Source organism: Galbibacter pacificus, from assembly GCF_029603165.1.
GTDB classification, from domain to species: domain Bacteria; phylum Bacteroidota; class Bacteroidia; order Flavobacteriales; family Flavobacteriaceae; genus Galbibacter; species Galbibacter pacificus.
The window spans coordinates 309,303-325,151 of sequence record NZ_JAQSVC010000002.1; the positions used below are offsets into that span (position 1 = coordinate 309,303).

A 15,849-nucleotide genomic window follows, 5' to 3' on the forward strand; every position below is an offset into this window, starting at 1 on the left:
ATCTCTGTTTTCGGGTTTTTATCCTTCAAATTCCCCTCCGCCTTCATCTCCGCCATTATTGCCACCACCATTTCTGTTACCACGGTTTCCACGTTGGTTTTTGGGTTGGTTGAAACGGTATATAAACGAAACTGTAAATTGTCTTTGTCTCCATTGAAATTCACTATCGGAAGTAAAAGAAAGATTCCCCATATCGTCGTAAGATTCTGTATAAGACCTTCTTTTCCTGCTGTTGAGCAAGTCGCTTACATTTAAGGAAACCGTAGCGTTATCGCCCATAATATCCTTGCTAAGCGCCATGTCGATAGACATCATCCCGTCTGACTTTGTTTGCGAATTTTGCCTTGGCCCCATATAAAAACCATTGGTTTGCCAGTCTATACTTGACGGAAGGTCTACTTTTGCACTCAAGCGGGAAAACCAGCTGGTGCTTTCGGTTCCATAGTCTACGCCTTGGTATTCCCCGTCGGTATTGAACTTAAAGAAATTAAAACTTCCGTTAAACTGCAACCACTTAATGGCATTGTACATAACCCCGACCTCGCCGCCAAACCTTTGATTGGTAGAAAGATTTATGGGGATGGTCCTTATAATATCTATTCCGTCGGATGTTTGTTGGCCCGTTTCTGTTTGGACCCTTTCGAAGGCATCGGTTTCCCTTTGGTAATAAATTGAAGATGTCAAGGTGAGTTTTTCCCATCTTTTTAAATACCCAAGGTCGAAAGCATCAGAAAAGGCAGGTTCTAGATCTGGATTCCCCTGAAAAATATTGGCCCGGCTCGACCTGGAAGGAAATGGGTTTACAAACCAGCCACGCGGGCGGTTTATCCTTCTGTTATATCCTAAAGTTATATTTTCGTTTTCCTTAATTTCATATGTTAGGTTTACGGTAGGGAAGAGGCCTAAGTAATTTTTGTCAAAATCGGGATCAAAATCAAATCCTAAAGTATCGATGAGCTGCTCGTCGTCTAATTCAGAATCGACCTTTCCTTTTAATCGGGTGTTTTCCAACCTTAAGCCCAATAAGAAAGAAAACTTTTTGCCCAGTTTATTTCCGTATTGCGAATAAACAGCATTTACATTTTGCTCGTATGTAAATTTATTTGAAAGATTGTAGTTGGTTTCAAATTCTCCGCTGGAAAAGTTGTAAGTATCTAATTGATAATCGTTTGTGTTTTTTTCGAAATTACCACGGTAACCGGCTTCAAATTGTGCATCTCCCATTGGTAGAACATAATCGGCCTGAAGAAGGTACTCGTTTTCTTTTTCAACTTCTGTTACCTTTTCTAAGTTGATAAGTTCATCATCTGGATAGTACTGATTTTCGTCAATATCGGTATTAACATCTTCTTTATCTGTTGAATATTGAAAATCGGCCGTTAGTTTATGGCCTTCATCATTAAAATTATTTGTGTAGTTTAATGAGTATTGATATGTATTATCGTCTTCGTTTTCAATTTCCCTACGCAAAGTCCTACTGTCAATATCGGTATCTATATAGCGGGTGGTATTGTTTTCGGTACCGTCTTGTTCATCAGAAAAGCGCGTAAAAAAACTTCCTGTTATTGAAGATTTATCAGTCAAGAAATATTCCATCCCAATATTTGCATTTACCCCTTTGTTCAATCGGTTCATATCTCTGTCTTCGGTAATCCTGCTATATTTTGAGTCGAAATAAGTATTGTCAAAATACGCATATCCGGGAGGCTCGTTATAAAAATGCCCCAAGGTTGTAAACAGGTTGAATTTGTTTGTCCTTAAGTTTAAATTGGCATTGACCCTGCTGTTAATTGGGTATCCCGTGTTGATATTGACAGAGCCGTTAAAACCAAGCGTTTTTTCTTTTTTAAGGACAATGTTCAAAATTCCGGCAGTACCTTCTGCATCGTACCGGGCAGAGGGACTGGTAATTACTTCTACTTTCTCGATGGCATCGGCAGGTAATTGGCGTAAAGCATCCGTAGAACCAAACCCGGCAAGGGCCGAAGGTTTACCATTAATAAGGATACGAACGTTCTCGTTACCACGCAAGCTTATGGCCCCTTCTACATCTACGGTAACAGACGGTACATTGCTTAAAGCATCTGAAACTGTTGCACCGCTTGTAGTAAGGTCTTTACCTATATTGTATACTTTTTTGTCTAAGCGGACTTCGACCGTTGTTTTTTCCCCAACAACTTCTACGGCATCAAGCTGGGCAACGTCCAAGGAAAGTTTTATGGTGCCAAAATCTTTTGATTGCGTTAAATTCTGGTTGTTAAGTGTGTATGGGCGATAGGAGATGTATTCTACCCTAACATTGTATTTTCCGGCAGGGGCCTCAACACTAAAGGTACCTGTTTGGTCTGTAACGCCACCGGTTACCTGCTCTGGATTATCTATGCTTTGAAGCACAAGGGTGGCATATTCCAATGGTTCACCAGTTTCTGAATCGATAACGGTACCGGTTAATGTAATTTGTTTTTCAGCATTGGGTCTTTGTGCATGTATAAATGCTGAAAACAATGTAGCTGCAATAAAGCAGAAGTGTCTAAATTTCATAGTAAGCGCGAATTAGTAGTTTTGATTACTTTTAAAAGTAAGACGCCAAATTTAGACCATGGTTTAACCCGAAATGGTTAAACTTTTCATAAAATTCCCTTAATATTTTCAGGGGGCCTCCCTATTACGGCCACATTGTTTTTTATAACAATTGGGCGTTCAATAAGCTTGGGATTTTCTAGCATTGCCTCGATAATTTGATCATCGTTAAGGACTTTGTTTTTGTATTCTTCTTTCCAGATGGTTTCATTTTTCCGGATAAGGTTGATGGGCTTAATGCCCAGGCAATTTATTATTTTGCGGAGCTCTTTTTCTGTTGGAATTTCTTCAAGGTATTTTACAACTTCAAAATCTTTTCCCGATTCTTCCAATATCTGTAGTCCTTCCCTTGATTTTCTACAGCGGGGGTTGTGATATATTTTTATCATTTTTTATTGTTTGTTTCCGTACAAATATTCATATATCAATCCCTTTGCCAAAGGATATGAATATGTTATTTTTTATTATTGAATAGTTATTGTTTATGGCGTTTTTTAAGCTTCGTCTTTTTGGCCCATCATCATTAAATAAGCTTTTAAGAATTCGTCTATTCCGCCATCCATAACATTATCTACATTGCCCGTTTCGTGGCTGGTACGAACGTCTTTCACCAGTTTATAGGGATGCATTACGTAGTTTCTAATCTGCGATCCCCATTCAATTTTCATTTTAGACGATTCTATTTCATCTCTTGCCGCTTGCCTTTTTTTAAGTTCTATTTCGTATAGTTGCGATTTTAGCATCTGCATGGCTTTTTCCCTGTTTTCTAGCTGAGAGCGGGTTTCGGAGTTATGAATGATAATTCCGGTAGGATGGTGCGTTAGAATGGCCTTGGTTTCTACTTTGTTTACATTTTGACCGCCGGCACCGCTGGAACGGGCGAAGTCCCATGAAATATCGGCCGGGTTGATATCGATTTCAATAGAATCGTCGGCCAGTGGATATACATATACCGATGCAAATGAGGTATGGCGCTTGGCATTACTGTCAAAAGGAGAAATCCTTACCAACCGGTGCACGCCATTTTCACTTTTTAGCCACCCAAAGGCAAAATCGCCATCAAATTCCAATGTAACGGTTTTAATGCCCGCCACGTCGCCTTCCTGATGGTTGAGTTCCTTAATTTTATAGCCGTGCTTTTCGCCCCACATAAGATACATGCGCATAAGCATCGAGGCCCAATCGCAACTTTCGGTACCGCCCGCACCTGCGGTTATTTGCAATACGGCACTCATGTTATCGCCTTCTTCAGAGAGCATGTTCTTAAATTCCATGGCTTCAATAAGGACCGCTGCTTTTTCGTATTGTGTAACAATGTCTTCTTCGGTGGCTTCGCCTTCTTTGTAAAATTCAAATAAAACTTCCAGGTCGGCTATTAAAGTATTAGCCTTGTTGTAATCTTCCACCCATTTTTTTTGGGTCCGCAGTTCTTTCATGATTACCTCGGCCTCTTTTGGATTGTCCCAAAAATCGGGGGCAAAGGTTTTTTCTTCTTCATTTTGTATTTCAATGAGTTTTTGCTCAATGTCGAGATACTTTTTAAGATCGGCGGTACGTTCAGCAAGATTTTTTACCTGATCGGTGGTAATCATATAATTTTATTTTTTTCAAAAGTAAAACACTTTTTTAAATGATGGGTATTTTTTAAACGTTGTGTATTAACTTTATCATCTAAATAGAAACTTCCATGAAGATAAATCTTATTAGCGATACCGTTACCAAGCCCACAAAAGAAATGCTCGAAGCGATGATGAACGCAAGGGTTGGCGACGATGTTTTTAAGGACGATCCTGCCGTGAACGAACTAGAGCATAAAGTTGCGCAAATGTTTGGCAAAGAAGCTGCTTTGTTTTTCCCGAGCGGTACCATGGCCAACCAAACCGCCATAAAAGTGCACACACAACCGGGAGAGCAGTTAATAGCCGATAAAGATGCGCATATTTTTAATTACGAAGGTGGCGGGGTAAGCTTTAACAGCGGTGTAAGTTGCAAGTTGATAAATGGGGATAATGGTCGTTTTACAGCCGAAGCGGTTGAAGATTCCATCAATCCACCAGATTTTTACCACAGTCCGCTTACCACATTGGTATGTCTCGAAAACACGGCAAATAGGGGTGGAGGTGCCTGTTGGGATTTTCCTGAAATTATTAAGATAAGAAAGGTATGCGATGAAAATTCGCTTGGGTTACATTTGGATGGTGCCCGGTTATGGAATGCGCTGGTTGCAAAAAATGAAACAGCCGAACAATACGGAAAAGTATTTGATTCCATATCGGTTTGCTTAAGCAAAGGCCTTGGCTGCCCCGTGGGCTCTGTATTAATGGGCAGCAAGGAATTTATGGAAAAAGCCCTACGGATAAGGAAAGTATTGGGGGGCGGCATGCGGCAAGCGGGTTATTTGGCCGCCGCTGGAATATATGCGTTGGACAACCATATTGAAAGATTGGCCATTGACCATAAAAAAGCCAAGGAAATAGCCGAAGTCCTTGAAAAAACATCGTATATAAAAGCCATAGACCCGGTAGAAACAAATATTCTTATTTTCTATTTAAATGATGATGTCGAGATTGCTCCATTTATGGAATCCCTCCAAAAAAACGGTATATCCATTATCCATATGGGGCAGGGAAAATTACGTATTGTTACCCATTTGGATTATACGGATGAAATGCATGAAAAGGTTTTAAAAACTATAACAGGCCTGTAGATATCGTTTAATATATATGATTTCTCTTTAAGTGAGAGAAAATATGTTTATTGAAAAAATCAACTTAAATCGATAACTCCGGCCATTGGAGCATTGTTTTTTACAGAATTGATGCCATTTTCCATGCCTGCTTCAGAAGAATACATCTGGCTTTTCCCAATAATCTGCCCGTTTGATGCCTTTAGGTTAAAATAAAACTTTCCATTGGAGGCAGTCTTCCGTTCATACTTGCTCATATCTTCAGCATTCCTTTTTACTGATGCTACACCGTTTTCTGCTCCTTGTTTGTTCTGGTACATTTCACTGGACAAAATAATTTGTCCGTTCTGAGCTTTTAAATTAAAATAGAATTGACTCGATTTTTCAGAGTAAAAAAATTCAAACATTATGGAAATATATTATTTTTGTTAAATCCTATAAGTATAAATATAGGAAAATTTGAAATGCATTTTTGGGTTTTATAAAAAATATTTAGCTGTCTTAACAATATGGGCAGTTCTGCGCAGAATATTTAAAATCCATATATGTTTTTCTTGAAATCATTATTAATCTTTTAGATAAAAAAATGAAAAGAATATTATTACTATTGTTAACATTTATTTCTTGTGGTATTTATGCACAGGATCTCCCAAACAATCCCGAGCCCGGGAAATGTTATGTAAGGTGTACAACTCCAGACACATATGTGAATGAAGATGTACAAATAATGATAAAACCAGCACATAAAGTATTAAAAACCTATCCAGCTGAATATAAAACAGTAACAGAAAGCGTATTGGTTAAAGAAGCTAGTAAAAACTAACTGTAGTTCCTGCTAAATAGGAAACAGAAACTGTTTCATATGTATCAAAGGAAAGGTCCAATATTTTAAAAGTTGTACCTGCAACATTCTCCCAAAGCTCTGAGACTATAGAAATAAAACCGGCCTATGCCCAATGGGAATTGGGGGCGCCCGCACCCGATTGCGAGTCTTCCAATCCCGACGATTGTAGGTATTGGTGCTATAAAGGTTACCCTGCCGAGTACGAAACATTTCCTAAAGAGGTGATAAATGTAGATGCCAGCACTGTTTCAACTCCAGTTGCAGAGAAGCAAATTTCTTATACCAAGAAAATAATTATTGAGCCTGCAAAAGTAGTGGAAGTAGAGATTCCGGCAGAGTACGACGAGGTTACAAAGACCGTTTTGGTGAAAGATGTATATACGGTAGAAGAAACCGTTCCAGCCGAGTACCAAACGATAACTAAAGAAGTCTTAAAAGATAAAGGCGGTCTTACAACTTGGAAAGAAGTAGAATGTAAGCTTGTGGAATATAATGCTTTACCGATTAACTGGAATCTTGCCAGTTATACCTTGACCCTTGAGGCCAAAAAAATTATAGACGACAATCTTATTCCCGTAATTAAACAAAATCCGGGAGTTAAAATAGAATTGGCTTCGCATACCGATTCCAGTGGATCAAAGCAAAGCAACCAGATATTGTCAGAAAGAAGGGCACAAGCAGTTGCAAACTATTTAATCTCCAAGAGAGTTAATTCCAGTCTATTGGTAGCCAATGGTTACGGCGAAACGAAACTTAAAAACAGATGTGCCGATGGCGTTTCTTGTACAGAAAGGGAACATGCCGTAAACCGAAGAACCGAATTTAGGCTTATAAATGATTAAGAATAATGGGCAACTAGCAAAGATTTTACGATAAAACCAGTTAAAAATGAAAAAAATAACTTTAATGCACATTCATTTCAAAATTTCAATACTTTTTTTTTGCTGTAACACTGTCATTTTCGCACAGCATGAGGATGGACACTACCCACCATTAGACCCAACAAAAATCTATAAACAATGGGATTTGGAAAACCTTACACGTGCATATTGCGATTTGCAACCTGAAGCCGCTTTTATGGCCTTGTATAATTCATATCTTAAAGAAGGTTCCACAGCTCAAAATATAGGTATCATGGAAACTTCAGTAAATGCTAAACTAAAAGTTTTAACAGCAAATAGTACCACTATATATGCAGTACATCCCGTTAACCTTAATGAACAAGGAGGTGCAGTAGTTGTAGAAGTTCCCGCTGGAATGATGGGAATGGCAAATGCTCCTGGTTGGGTAAATATTATAGATATAGGGGGAATGGGGCCAGACAAAGGAAAAGGTGGTAAATACTTATTTACATCCCCTGAATACAATGGTGAAATTCCTGAAGGATACTTTCATTACAAATCTCCAGCCAATACCATAGTGTGGTTACTTCGTGGTTTTGTGAAAAATGGAGATAGAAAAGCAACCGTGAAATTTATGCAAGAGGGTATAAAAACCTATTCATTAAAAGATGCTGATAATCCTCCAGCTACCACATTCTATAATACTTCCAACAAAATGGCAGATGGACATTTCATGGATATGCTGTATGATGAAACCCAAGTTTTTGACTTGATAAAGGAATTTGTAAAACTCAATAATGGGGCATGTTATAAAAGGCACGATGTAATTATGAGCTACCTTTATGATATGGGCTTTTTCGAAGGTAAAGTCGATAAAGAATTGTTGAAAAAAGCAGCAGAATTAGGCGAGTTACGCCAGCGTACCCTTACATTTAACAATCGGGTACCAGATGCTCTCAAATGGCCAGGAAAAAGTAATTGACAATGGGCAAATAACTTTCTGGACGAAAACTTTACAAGTAGGACAACTGGTAAGTATACCGCTACCCAACAACAAGTTTGGGCATATCAAGCTACATTTAATTCGAAAGGAATGACCCAGGCACCCAAAGGAGCAGGTTCACAATATATTACAGCAACCAAAGACAGTGAAGGACAATGGCTAAATGGAAGCAACACTTACATGATGGAAATTCCACCTAATGTACCTGAAACCAATTTTTGGTCGGTTATTTTATACGATGCTAAATACCATTCTATGGTATTAAATGAACAATATAAATGGGGAGTAAATTCTAACATAGAAGGTATTCAACAAGAAAAAGACGGCTCTATAAAACCTTATTTCAGCCCTGAAAAACCTAATGGAGTAGCCGATAAGAATTGGATACAGACCAATCATAAACAAGCTTATTTTGTATGGTTTAGAGTCTACGGACCAAAAGAAAGCTGGTATGACAACTCTTGGGTATTGCCAAATATAGAAAAGAAATAAAAATCGTTTGCTAATAATGCCTAAAGTAATTGCTTGCCTGTTGGATACAGAAAAGTCGAGGGGTTGGCTTGATTAAAGCTGAAACCTTTTTATTGGTTTTTCTCTATTTTAGAGAAATAATTGCGGGGGTCCCGTAAAGAATTGTAACCTTCGACTTCATCAATTTTTTTCCCTCGATGGTTTAAAAACACAATTTTGGGAAATGCCTGTTGGGAATTATATTTTTTTAGCAATTCTTTGTTCTTTTCTAATTGCTCGGGTGTTATAATGTCTATTCTTCGGGGAATATCTACTTTAACCAGTACATAATTTTTAGAAAGTTCCTTAAACTTGTCTGTATCAAACAAATCTTACTTTAGCATTTTGCATGGGCCGCACCAATCGCTTCCTGTAAAATACATTAAGATGTTTTTCTTTTCCTGTTTGGCAATGGCCTTTGCTTCGGGGTAATCGGTCAACCAATTAACCGAAGGAGATGTCTCGGCTAGCAGAAGGCTTATGGCTAAAAAAAGTATTGAAAAAAATTTCATTTCGTTTGTTTTATTCAATCAATGGCAAACATCAAGCCAAAAATAAAAATTATTTAAACATGTCCATTCCCGGAATGTTCGGCATCCCTTCCTTGGCCACGGCACCCAATTCGGTTTCGTTTACCTTTGTGGCCTGTGCTATTGCTTTATTGACATGTAGAACAAGATAATCTTCCAGTTGTTCTTTATCTTTTAAAAGTTCATCGTTTATTTCAATAGATTTAATTTCCCTATTGGCCGTTATGGTTATATGTATCAATTTATCAGCACTTTCTTCCGAAAGTGTTACCGTGTCAAGTCTTTTTTTTGTTTCCTCTATTTTTTGCTGGGTTTCTTTAAGTTTCCCCATCATTCCCATGAAGTCTCCAAACATATTTTTTTATTTTATATCGACAAAATTACTAAATTAGGTCATAATTATTAACTAAAATTATATGAAAATACAGCCAACCATTCTTATTCTATGTCTTATTTTTGCGACTTCCTGTAAAAAGAAAGAACAAAAAGAAATGAAAGAAATAATGCCACCTATTGCTGAAAAAAAACCAATGAACCTAGAAAAACATGGGGATATTAGGATAGACAACTATTATTGGATGAACGAGCGTGAAAACCCTGAAGTAATAGATTATTTGGAGCGGGAAAACGAATATTACAAGCAAATGACGGCCCATACAGATTCTTTGGAAGAAAAGCTGTTCAAGGAGATGAAAGGGCGCATTAAGGAAGACGACGAGTCTGTACCGTACAGATATAATGGGTATTGGTATATTACAAAGTATGAAGAGGGGAAGGACTACCCAATTTATTTAAGGAAGAAAGATGAAGAAGGGGCAAAAGAAGAAGTTATGTTTGATTGCAATAAAATGGCAGAAGGGCATTCGTTTTTTAATTTAAGGAGCATTAATATAAGTCCGGATAATAAATTGGCTGCTTTTGGAGTAGACACGTTAAGCAGAAGAAAATACATCCTGCAAGTAAAAAATTTGGAAACCGGGGAGATACTTCCCATAAAAATAGAAAATACCACCGGCGGAAGTACATGGGCAAACGATAACAAAACCTTGTTTTATACCCGTAAAGACGAACAAACACTACGTTCTGATAAAATATTCAAGCATGTGCTCGGGCAGGAATCTCCGGAAGACAAGTTGGTGTATTTTGAAGAAGATGAAACTTTTAATGCTTTTGTGTATAAAACAAAATCTAAAAAATATATAGTTTTTGGTTCCAGCAGTACACTTACATCAGAATATAGCTTTTTGGATGCCGATAAGCCGGACAGCAAATTAACAGTTTTTGAGCCCCGTACAAGAGGATTAGAGTACAGTATTGCTCATTATGATGATTCTTTTTACGTTATTACCAATGCCGATAAGGCCACCAATTTTAAATTGATGAAAACTCCAGTTGATAAAACAACCAAGGAAAACTGGGAAGAAGTAATTCCGCACAGGGATGATGTTCTGTTGGAGGACATCGATATATTTAAGGATTATTTGGTAGTAAGCGAGCGCACAAACGGATTGAACAAAATACACATAAAGCGGTGGGACAACACGGCCGATTACGATATCCCGTTCGATAACGAGACCTATACGGCATTTACATCGACTAATTTGGAATTCGACACAGATACATTGCGTTACGTATATAATTCTATAACCACCCCGGCAAGTACCATTGATTTTAATATGATAACCAAAGAAAAAGTGGTTAAAAAAGAGCAAGAAGTACTTGGCGGAAAGTTTAACAAAGACAATTATACATCAGAAAGGGTTTGGGCAAAAGCTTCCGATGGGACCATGATCCCTATTTCAATGGTCTATAAAAAAGGTATCGAGAAAAACGGTAAAAATCCATTACTGCTATATGGATATGGATCGTACGGCGCTACGATCGACCCCTATTTTTCATCCGTTAGGTTGTCATTGCTGGATAGAGGGTTTATATACGCCATAGCCCATATCCGTGGTGGGGAATACTTAGGAAGAAACTGGTATGAGAACGGAAAACTGCTTACAAAAAAGAACACATTTACCGATTTTGTAGATTGTACAAAATACTTAATTGAAGAAAATTACACTTCGCCAGAACATATGTACGCAATGGGCGGGTCGGCAGGAGGCCTTTTAATGGGGGCCGTTGTAAACTTGGCACCAAAGCTGTATAATGGGGTTATAGCCGCAGTTCCTTTTGTAGATGTGGTTACAACGATGCTGGACGAGTCCATACCACTTACAACAGGCGAGTACGATGAGTGGGGAAACCCGAACGACAAGGAATATTACAATTATATAAAATCCTATTCGCCCTACGATAACGTAGAAGCAAAAGTATATCCAAATTTATTGGTCACTACGGGGCTGCACGATTCCCAAGTACAATATTGGGAACCTGCCAAGTGGGTGGCAAAGTTAAGAAATGTTAAAAAAGGCGATAACCTGCTGTTGTTTCAAATAAACATGGATGCAGGCCATGGCGGAGCTTCGGGAAGATTTGAAGCTTTAAAAGAGGTTGCTCAAGAATATGCTTTCCTTTTAGATTTGGAAGGAATCCAAGAGTAATTAAAAAAAATAACTAAATTTGCAAGGTTTGGAGGAATTCAATACAAGTTTGTATCTAACCAAATTTTTATGAAAGAAAAGATAAAAGCTTACGATAATGTTTTAGATTTAATAGGGAATACCCCACTTCTAAGACTAAAGAAAATAACCCAGGATCTTATCGGAAATTTTTATGCTAAGGTAGAAGCCTTTAATCCAGGACATTCCAGTAAAGATAGAATTGCACTACACATTATAGAAGAAGCCGAGCGCAAGGGAGTTTTAAAACCCGGCGATACCATAATAGAAACTACTTCTGGAAACACGGGATTCAGTATCGCAATGGTAAGCGTTATAAAGGGCTACGATTGCATTTTGGCGGTAAGCTCTAAATCGTCTCCCGATAAAATAGACATGCTTCGTGCAATGGGTGCCAAAGTATATGTTTGTCCGGCCCACGTTAGCGCAGACGATTCCAGGTCGTATTACCAAGTTGCAAGACGTATGCACGAAGAAATTAAAGGTTCGGTCTACATTAACCAATATTTCAACGAGCTTAATATAGATGCACATTACAGGACTACTGGACCTGAAATATGGGAACAAACAGCAGGCCAGATTACGCATTTTGTTGCATGTAGTGGTACAGGCGGAACTATATCTGGAACGGCACGTTTTTTAAAGGAGAAAAACCCGGACATTAAAATTATTGGTGTAGACGCCTATGGTTCCGTGCTTAAAAAATACCATGAAACCAAGGAATTTGATGCCGATGAAATCTATCCATATAGAATAGAAGGACTTGGTAAAAATTTAATCCCCACGGCAACAGATTTTGACATCATCGATAAATTTGTTAAAGTGACGGATGAAGATAGCGCGCATACTGCCCGTGAAATCTCTAAAACCGAAGGTTGTTTTGTTGGTTATACAAGCGGTGCTGTAATGCAGGCCGTTAAACAACTGGCCGAAGAAGGCGAGTTTGATAAAAACAGCAATGTAGTTATGATTTTCCCTGATCACGGGTCGAGGTACATGAGCAAAATTTATAGCGACGACTGGATGCGTGCCCAAGGATTCTTTGATTCTGTGAACACAGAAGAAACACAAAAAATAGAGTATATAAAGTAAAAGAAAAAATTAAAATATAAAAAAGCAATGTCAAATTTCAATTTGGTTGATAAAGTAGAGAACATCACCAAGGAGGAATTTAAAGAAAAATATCTTTCAACCAATACACCTGTAGTATTTAAAGATTTAGCCAAAAATTGGAAAGCGACTACGAAGTGGACTTTTGACTTTTTTAAAGAAAATTACGGAGATTGGGAAATTCCTATGTATGATGATTCCTATCATAACCCCGGGAATGGTTATATGAAACCGGTTTCATATAAAAAATTTAGCGATTATCTGGATATTATAGAAACCAAACCAACAAGCCTTAGATTTCATAATTTTCAAATAATGAAACGGGCACCCGAATTAGCAAACGATTACGAAACGCCAACGATAATGGATGGCTTTTTTAAGTTTGCATTAATGTTTTTTGGGGGCAAGGGCTCTGCATTAAACCTGCATTACGATATAGATTGCTCTCATGTGTTTTTAACACATTTTCAAACACAAAAGAAAGTCTATTTGTACCATCCAGACCAATCACAATTATTGTATAAACTACCATTTACCAACCATTCGCACGTAAATGTGCTTCATCCCGATCTGGAGAAATACCCTGCGTTTAAATATGCAAAAGGCTACGAGGCCACAATAGAACACGGGGAAACACTATTTATTCCAAGACTGTGGTGGCACTATGTGTATTATTCCGAAGGGGGATATTCGCTAGCCTTACGGGCCAATAACTCCATAAAGACCAAGGCTCAGGGGTTAACAAACCTCATACGTTTGTTTACCGTAGACAACGGCATGAATTACATAGCCGGAAAGAAATGGAAGGAGTATAAAGACAATAAGGCCGAGCAGAATGCCATTAAAGCAATGAATGAAGTTAAGTTGGAATTATAATTAAGAACTTCATCAGAAAAAACAAAAAATGAAAAACATATTGATTACCGGAGTTTCCTCGGGAATAGGATACAGTACTGCCAAGCTTTTTTTAGACAAAGGGTTTAGGGTTTTTGGCAGCGTGCGTAAAAAAGAAGATGTAGAAAAACTAAAAACGGCATTGGGCGGTAATTTTTTTCCGTTGATTTTTGACGTTGTGGATCAAGTGGCCATAAATAAAGCCGTTATTGAAGTTGAAGGAGTTTTAGGAGGCGCTTCCCTGCATTGCCTTGTTAACAATGCCGGGGTTTCTGTAAACGGCCCTTTGGCTTATATTCCCGTTGAAGAATTTTCAAACCAGTTGGACATTAACGTTCTAGGGGTTTTACGGGTAACGCAGGCCTTTCTTCCACTATTGGGGTTCAATACAAACAAGGAAAAAGGCAGGATTATAAATATAAGTAGTGGTTCTGGACGGGTTACCAGACCGTTCATGGCTCCTTATTCTGCTTCAAAATATGCCGTGGAAGCAATTTCTGACGGATTGAGGCGCGAACTGCTTGACTTTGGCATAAACGTTACCGTAATAGAACCCGGGCCCATAAAATCAGAAATATGGAGCAAAGCAAAAGCCGATGCATCAACACAGGTAAACAAATACAAAGGCACTCCTTATGAAAAAATTTACGACAATATGGACAAGGCCGTACAGGGAATGGAAAGTATAGCGTTGGACGCCAGTAAGGTTTCGGATTTAATCTACGGAATTTTTGAAGGAAAGAAAAAAAAGACAAGATATTTGGTAGCCCCAAAAAAATGGTTATTTTGGTTGGCAATTCATGTTTTTCCTGATAAGTTTTTAGATAAAATGTTTCAAAAGCAATTTAAAAAACTTGTAGAAGAAAAGTAAATATTTTATGATAAGAGTTTAAATTTCGTTACTTTTGCGTGCTGTAAATTTAACATTTATTTCAAATTTTAAAAGAAAACCTCCATTTACATGAGAGATTTATTTGATAGGATTATTGAGAACAAAGGGCCATTAGGAAAATGGGCTTCTCAGGCAGAGGGATATTTTGTGTTTCCAAAATTGGAAGGACATATTTCAAATAGAATGAAGTTTAATGGGAAAGAAGTAATTACCTGGAGTATCAATGATTACCTTGGGCTTGCCAATCATCCGGAAGTATTAAAGGCCGATGCCGAGGCTGCTGCCGAGCATGGTGCCGCCTATCCAATGGGTGCCAGGATGATGAGCGGGCACACCGACCTTCATGAACAATTACAGAACGAGCTTGCACAGTTTGTAAATAAAGAAGCTACGTATTTACTTAATTTCGGGTATCAGGGAATGGTATCGGCCATCGATGCACTGGTTACCAAAGATGATATTATTGTGTATGATGTAGATTCGCATGCTTGTATAATAGACGGTGTGCGTTTACACATGGGAAAACGTTTTACCTATCAGCACAATGATATGGACAGCCTTGAGAAAAACCTGGAACGCGCCACTAAAATGGCAGAACAGACCGGGGGAGGTATTCTTGTCATCTCTGAAGGTGTTTTTGGAATGCGTGGCGAGCAAGGACGATTGAAAGAAATTGTTGCCCTAAAACAAAAATTTAATTTTAGGTTGCTAGTCGATGATGCCCACGGATTTGGCACACTTGGCGCAACCGGAGCAGGAGCAGGCGAAGAACAAGGCGTACAGGACCAGATAGATGTTTATTTTGCAACTTTTGCGAAATCTATGGCAAGTATCGGTGCATTTTTGGCAGGAGACAAGGAAGTAATAGATTACTTAAAATACAATTTGCGCTCTCAAATGTTTGCCAAGTCATTGCCCATGATTTTTGTAAAAGGAGCCTTAAAGCGTTTGGACATGCTAAGGAGCATGCCAGAACTAAAAGCAAAACTTTGGGGAAATGTAGATGCATTGCAAAATGGACTAAAAGCAAGGGGTTTTGATATTGGTACCACACAAAGTTGTGTAACTCCAGTTTACCTTAACGGAAGTATTCCCGAAGCAATGGCTCTAGTGAAAGACTTGAGGGAGAATTACGGAATTTTCTGCTCTATTGTGGTGTATCCGGTAATTCCAAAAGGGTTGATTTTACTTAGGATGATTCCTACCGCAACACATACCATGGACGATATCAATGCAACTTTAGAAGCATTTTCGGCTATTCGCGACCGATTGGAAAACGGAACTTACAAACGTCTTTCTGCAGCAGTTGAAGCTGCCATGGGCGATAAATAAGAAAGAATATATTTATAACATATAAAAAATCCGCCCGATAAGGCGGATTTTTTGTGTTT

General features: G+C 38.3%; 15 protein-coding genes and 1 pseudogene. 9 read left to right on the top strand and 7 right to left on the bottom strand.

Features of this window, described 5'->3' with window-relative positions; all coding sequences use genetic code 11:
* Positions 1 to 18: 18 nt before the first annotated feature.
* The 3 genes from PSF86_RS05815 to prfB form a co-directional block, all read right to left on the bottom strand.
* Positions 19 to 2,541 carry a TonB-dependent receptor gene (locus PSF86_RS05815; RefSeq protein WP_277899115.1) on the bottom strand — a complete coding sequence of 841 codons (2,523 nt, stop codon included), beginning with the start codon at positions 2,539 to 2,541 and terminating at the stop codon, positions 19 to 21.
* A gap of 86 nt (positions 2,542 to 2,627) precedes the next feature.
* Complete coding sequence (arsC, locus tag PSF86_RS05820) at positions 2,628 to 2,969, bottom strand: arsenate reductase (glutaredoxin) (RefSeq protein ID WP_277899116.1); 342 nt, start codon at positions 2,967 to 2,969, stop codon at positions 2,628 to 2,630.
* A 105-nt stretch (positions 2,970 to 3,074) separates the two neighbouring features.
* Positions 3,075 to 4,172, bottom strand: coding sequence for a peptide chain release factor 2 (gene prfB, locus PSF86_RS05825; protein WP_277899117.1), 1,098 nt, complete (start codon positions 4,170 to 4,172; stop codon positions 3,075 to 3,077).
* 95 nt (positions 4,173 to 4,267) lie between these two features.
* On the opposite strand from prfB, the gene PSF86_RS05830 reads away from it, so the two are divergent.
* A complete protein-coding gene (locus PSF86_RS05830) occupies positions 4,268 to 5,287 on the top strand; it encodes a threonine aldolase family protein (protein ID WP_277899118.1) in 1,020 nt (339 codons plus the stop codon).
* Positions 5,288 to 5,346: 59 nt separating this feature from the next.
* Here the strand turns inward: PSF86_RS05830 and PSF86_RS05835 are convergent, their stop codons facing one another.
* On the bottom strand, positions 5,347 to 5,673 hold the full coding sequence (locus PSF86_RS05835; RefSeq protein WP_277899119.1) for a YegP family protein: 327 nt from the start codon (positions 5,671 to 5,673) through the stop codon (positions 5,347 to 5,349).
* A gap of 179 nt (positions 5,674 to 5,852) precedes the next feature.
* Between PSF86_RS05835 and PSF86_RS05840 the strand changes: the two are divergent.
* The 3 genes and pseudogenes from PSF86_RS05840 (at position 5,853) to PSF86_RS05850 (ending at position 8,447) form a co-directional block, all read left to right on the top strand.
* Positions 5,853 to 6,952 (top strand): annotated as a pseudogene (locus PSF86_RS05840) (OmpA family protein).
* 46 nt (positions 6,953 to 6,998) lie between these two features.
* Complete coding sequence (locus tag PSF86_RS05845) at positions 6,999 to 7,934, top strand: DUF1254 domain-containing protein (RefSeq protein ID WP_277899120.1); 936 nt, start codon at positions 6,999 to 7,001, stop codon at positions 7,932 to 7,934.
* Positions 7,935 to 8,045: 111 nt separating this feature from the next.
* On the top strand, positions 8,046 to 8,447 hold the full coding sequence (locus tag PSF86_RS05850) for a DUF1214 domain-containing protein (RefSeq protein WP_277899121.1): 402 nt from the start codon (positions 8,046 to 8,048) through the stop codon (positions 8,445 to 8,447).
* A gap of 89 nt (positions 8,448 to 8,536) precedes the next feature.
* Here PSF86_RS05850 and PSF86_RS05855 read toward each other — a convergent pair whose 3' ends face one another.
* Genes PSF86_RS05855 through PSF86_RS05865 form a run of 3 tightly spaced genes read right to left on the bottom strand, consistent with a single transcriptional unit; the run spans position 8,537 to position 9,350 of the window.
* Positions 8,537 to 8,794: a hypothetical protein gene (locus PSF86_RS05855; protein ID WP_277899122.1), complete on the bottom strand. Its 258-nt coding sequence runs from the start codon at positions 8,792 to 8,794 to the stop codon at positions 8,537 to 8,539.
* A gap of 3 nt (positions 8,795 to 8,797) precedes the next feature.
* Positions 8,798 to 8,977: a thioredoxin family protein gene (locus PSF86_RS05860; RefSeq protein ID WP_277899123.1), complete on the bottom strand. Its 180-nt coding sequence runs from the start codon at positions 8,975 to 8,977 to the stop codon at positions 8,798 to 8,800.
* A 49-nt stretch (positions 8,978 to 9,026) separates the two neighbouring features.
* Positions 9,027 to 9,350, bottom strand: coding sequence for a YbaB/EbfC family nucleoid-associated protein (locus PSF86_RS05865; RefSeq protein ID WP_277899124.1), 324 nt, complete (start codon positions 9,348 to 9,350; stop codon positions 9,027 to 9,029).
* A 61-nt stretch (positions 9,351 to 9,411) separates the two neighbouring features.
* On the opposite strand from PSF86_RS05865, the gene PSF86_RS05870 reads away from it, so the two are divergent.
* The 5 genes from PSF86_RS05870 (at position 9,412) to capB (ending at position 15,790) form a co-directional block, all read left to right on the top strand.
* Complete coding sequence (locus tag PSF86_RS05870; protein ID WP_277899125.1) at positions 9,412 to 11,544, top strand: S9 family peptidase; 2,133 nt, start codon at positions 9,412 to 9,414, stop codon at positions 11,542 to 11,544.
* Positions 11,545 to 11,613: 69 nt separating this feature from the next.
* Complete coding sequence (capA, locus tag PSF86_RS05875; protein ID WP_277899126.1) at positions 11,614 to 12,654, top strand: cysteate synthase; 1,041 nt, start codon at positions 11,614 to 11,616, stop codon at positions 12,652 to 12,654.
* 27 nt (positions 12,655 to 12,681) lie between these two features.
* Positions 12,682 to 13,548, top strand: coding sequence for a cupin-like domain-containing protein (locus PSF86_RS05880; protein WP_277899127.1), 867 nt, complete (start codon positions 12,682 to 12,684; stop codon positions 13,546 to 13,548).
* A gap of 28 nt (positions 13,549 to 13,576) precedes the next feature.
* On the top strand, positions 13,577 to 14,437 hold the full coding sequence (locus tag PSF86_RS05885) for an SDR family oxidoreductase (protein ID WP_277899128.1): 861 nt from the start codon (positions 13,577 to 13,579) through the stop codon (positions 14,435 to 14,437).
* A gap of 90 nt (positions 14,438 to 14,527) precedes the next feature.
* Positions 14,528 to 15,790 carry a cysteate-C-fatty acyltransferase gene (gene capB / locus PSF86_RS05890; RefSeq protein WP_277899129.1) on the top strand — a complete coding sequence of 421 codons (1,263 nt, stop codon included), beginning with the start codon at positions 14,528 to 14,530 and terminating at the stop codon, positions 15,788 to 15,790.
* The last annotated feature ends 59 nt before the right edge of the window (positions 15,791 to 15,849 follow it).

Bases quoted from the DNA above. Each gene is read 5' to 3' on its own strand.
- PSF86_RS05815 (WP_277899115.1), bottom strand. From the start codon at position 2,541: ATGAAATTTAGACACTTCTGCTTTATTGCAGCTACATTGTTTTCAGCA.
- arsC (WP_277899116.1), bottom strand. From the start codon at position 2,969: ATGATAAAAATATATCACAACCCCCGCTGTAGAAAATCAAGGGAAGGA.
- prfB (WP_277899117.1), bottom strand. From the start codon at position 4,172: ATGATTACCACCGATCAGGTAAAAAATCTTGCTGAACGTACCGCCGAT.
- PSF86_RS05830 (WP_277899118.1), top strand. From the start codon at position 4,268: ATGAAGATAAATCTTATTAGCGATACCGTTACCAAGCCCACAAAAGAA.
- PSF86_RS05835 (WP_277899119.1), bottom strand. From the start codon at position 5,673: ATGTTTGAATTTTTTTACTCTGAAAAATCGAGTCAATTCTATTTTAAT.
- PSF86_RS05845 (WP_277899120.1), top strand. From the start codon at position 6,999: ATGAAAAAAATAACTTTAATGCACATTCATTTCAAAATTTCAATACTT.
- PSF86_RS05850 (WP_277899121.1), top strand. From the start codon at position 8,046: ATGACCCAGGCACCCAAAGGAGCAGGTTCACAATATATTACAGCAACC.
- PSF86_RS05860 (WP_277899123.1), bottom strand. From the start codon at position 8,977: ATGAAATTTTTTTCAATACTTTTTTTAGCCATAAGCCTTCTGCTAGCC.
- PSF86_RS05865 (WP_277899124.1), bottom strand. From the start codon at position 9,350: ATGTTTGGAGACTTCATGGGAATGATGGGGAAACTTAAAGAAACCCAG.
- PSF86_RS05870 (WP_277899125.1), top strand. From the start codon at position 9,412: ATGAAAATACAGCCAACCATTCTTATTCTATGTCTTATTTTTGCGACT.
- capA (WP_277899126.1), top strand. From the start codon at position 11,614: ATGAAAGAAAAGATAAAAGCTTACGATAATGTTTTAGATTTAATAGGG.
- PSF86_RS05880 (WP_277899127.1), top strand. From the start codon at position 12,682: ATGTCAAATTTCAATTTGGTTGATAAAGTAGAGAACATCACCAAGGAG.
- PSF86_RS05885 (WP_277899128.1), top strand. From the start codon at position 13,577: ATGAAAAACATATTGATTACCGGAGTTTCCTCGGGAATAGGATACAGT.
- capB (WP_277899129.1), top strand. From the start codon at position 14,528: ATGAGAGATTTATTTGATAGGATTATTGAGAACAAAGGGCCATTAGGA.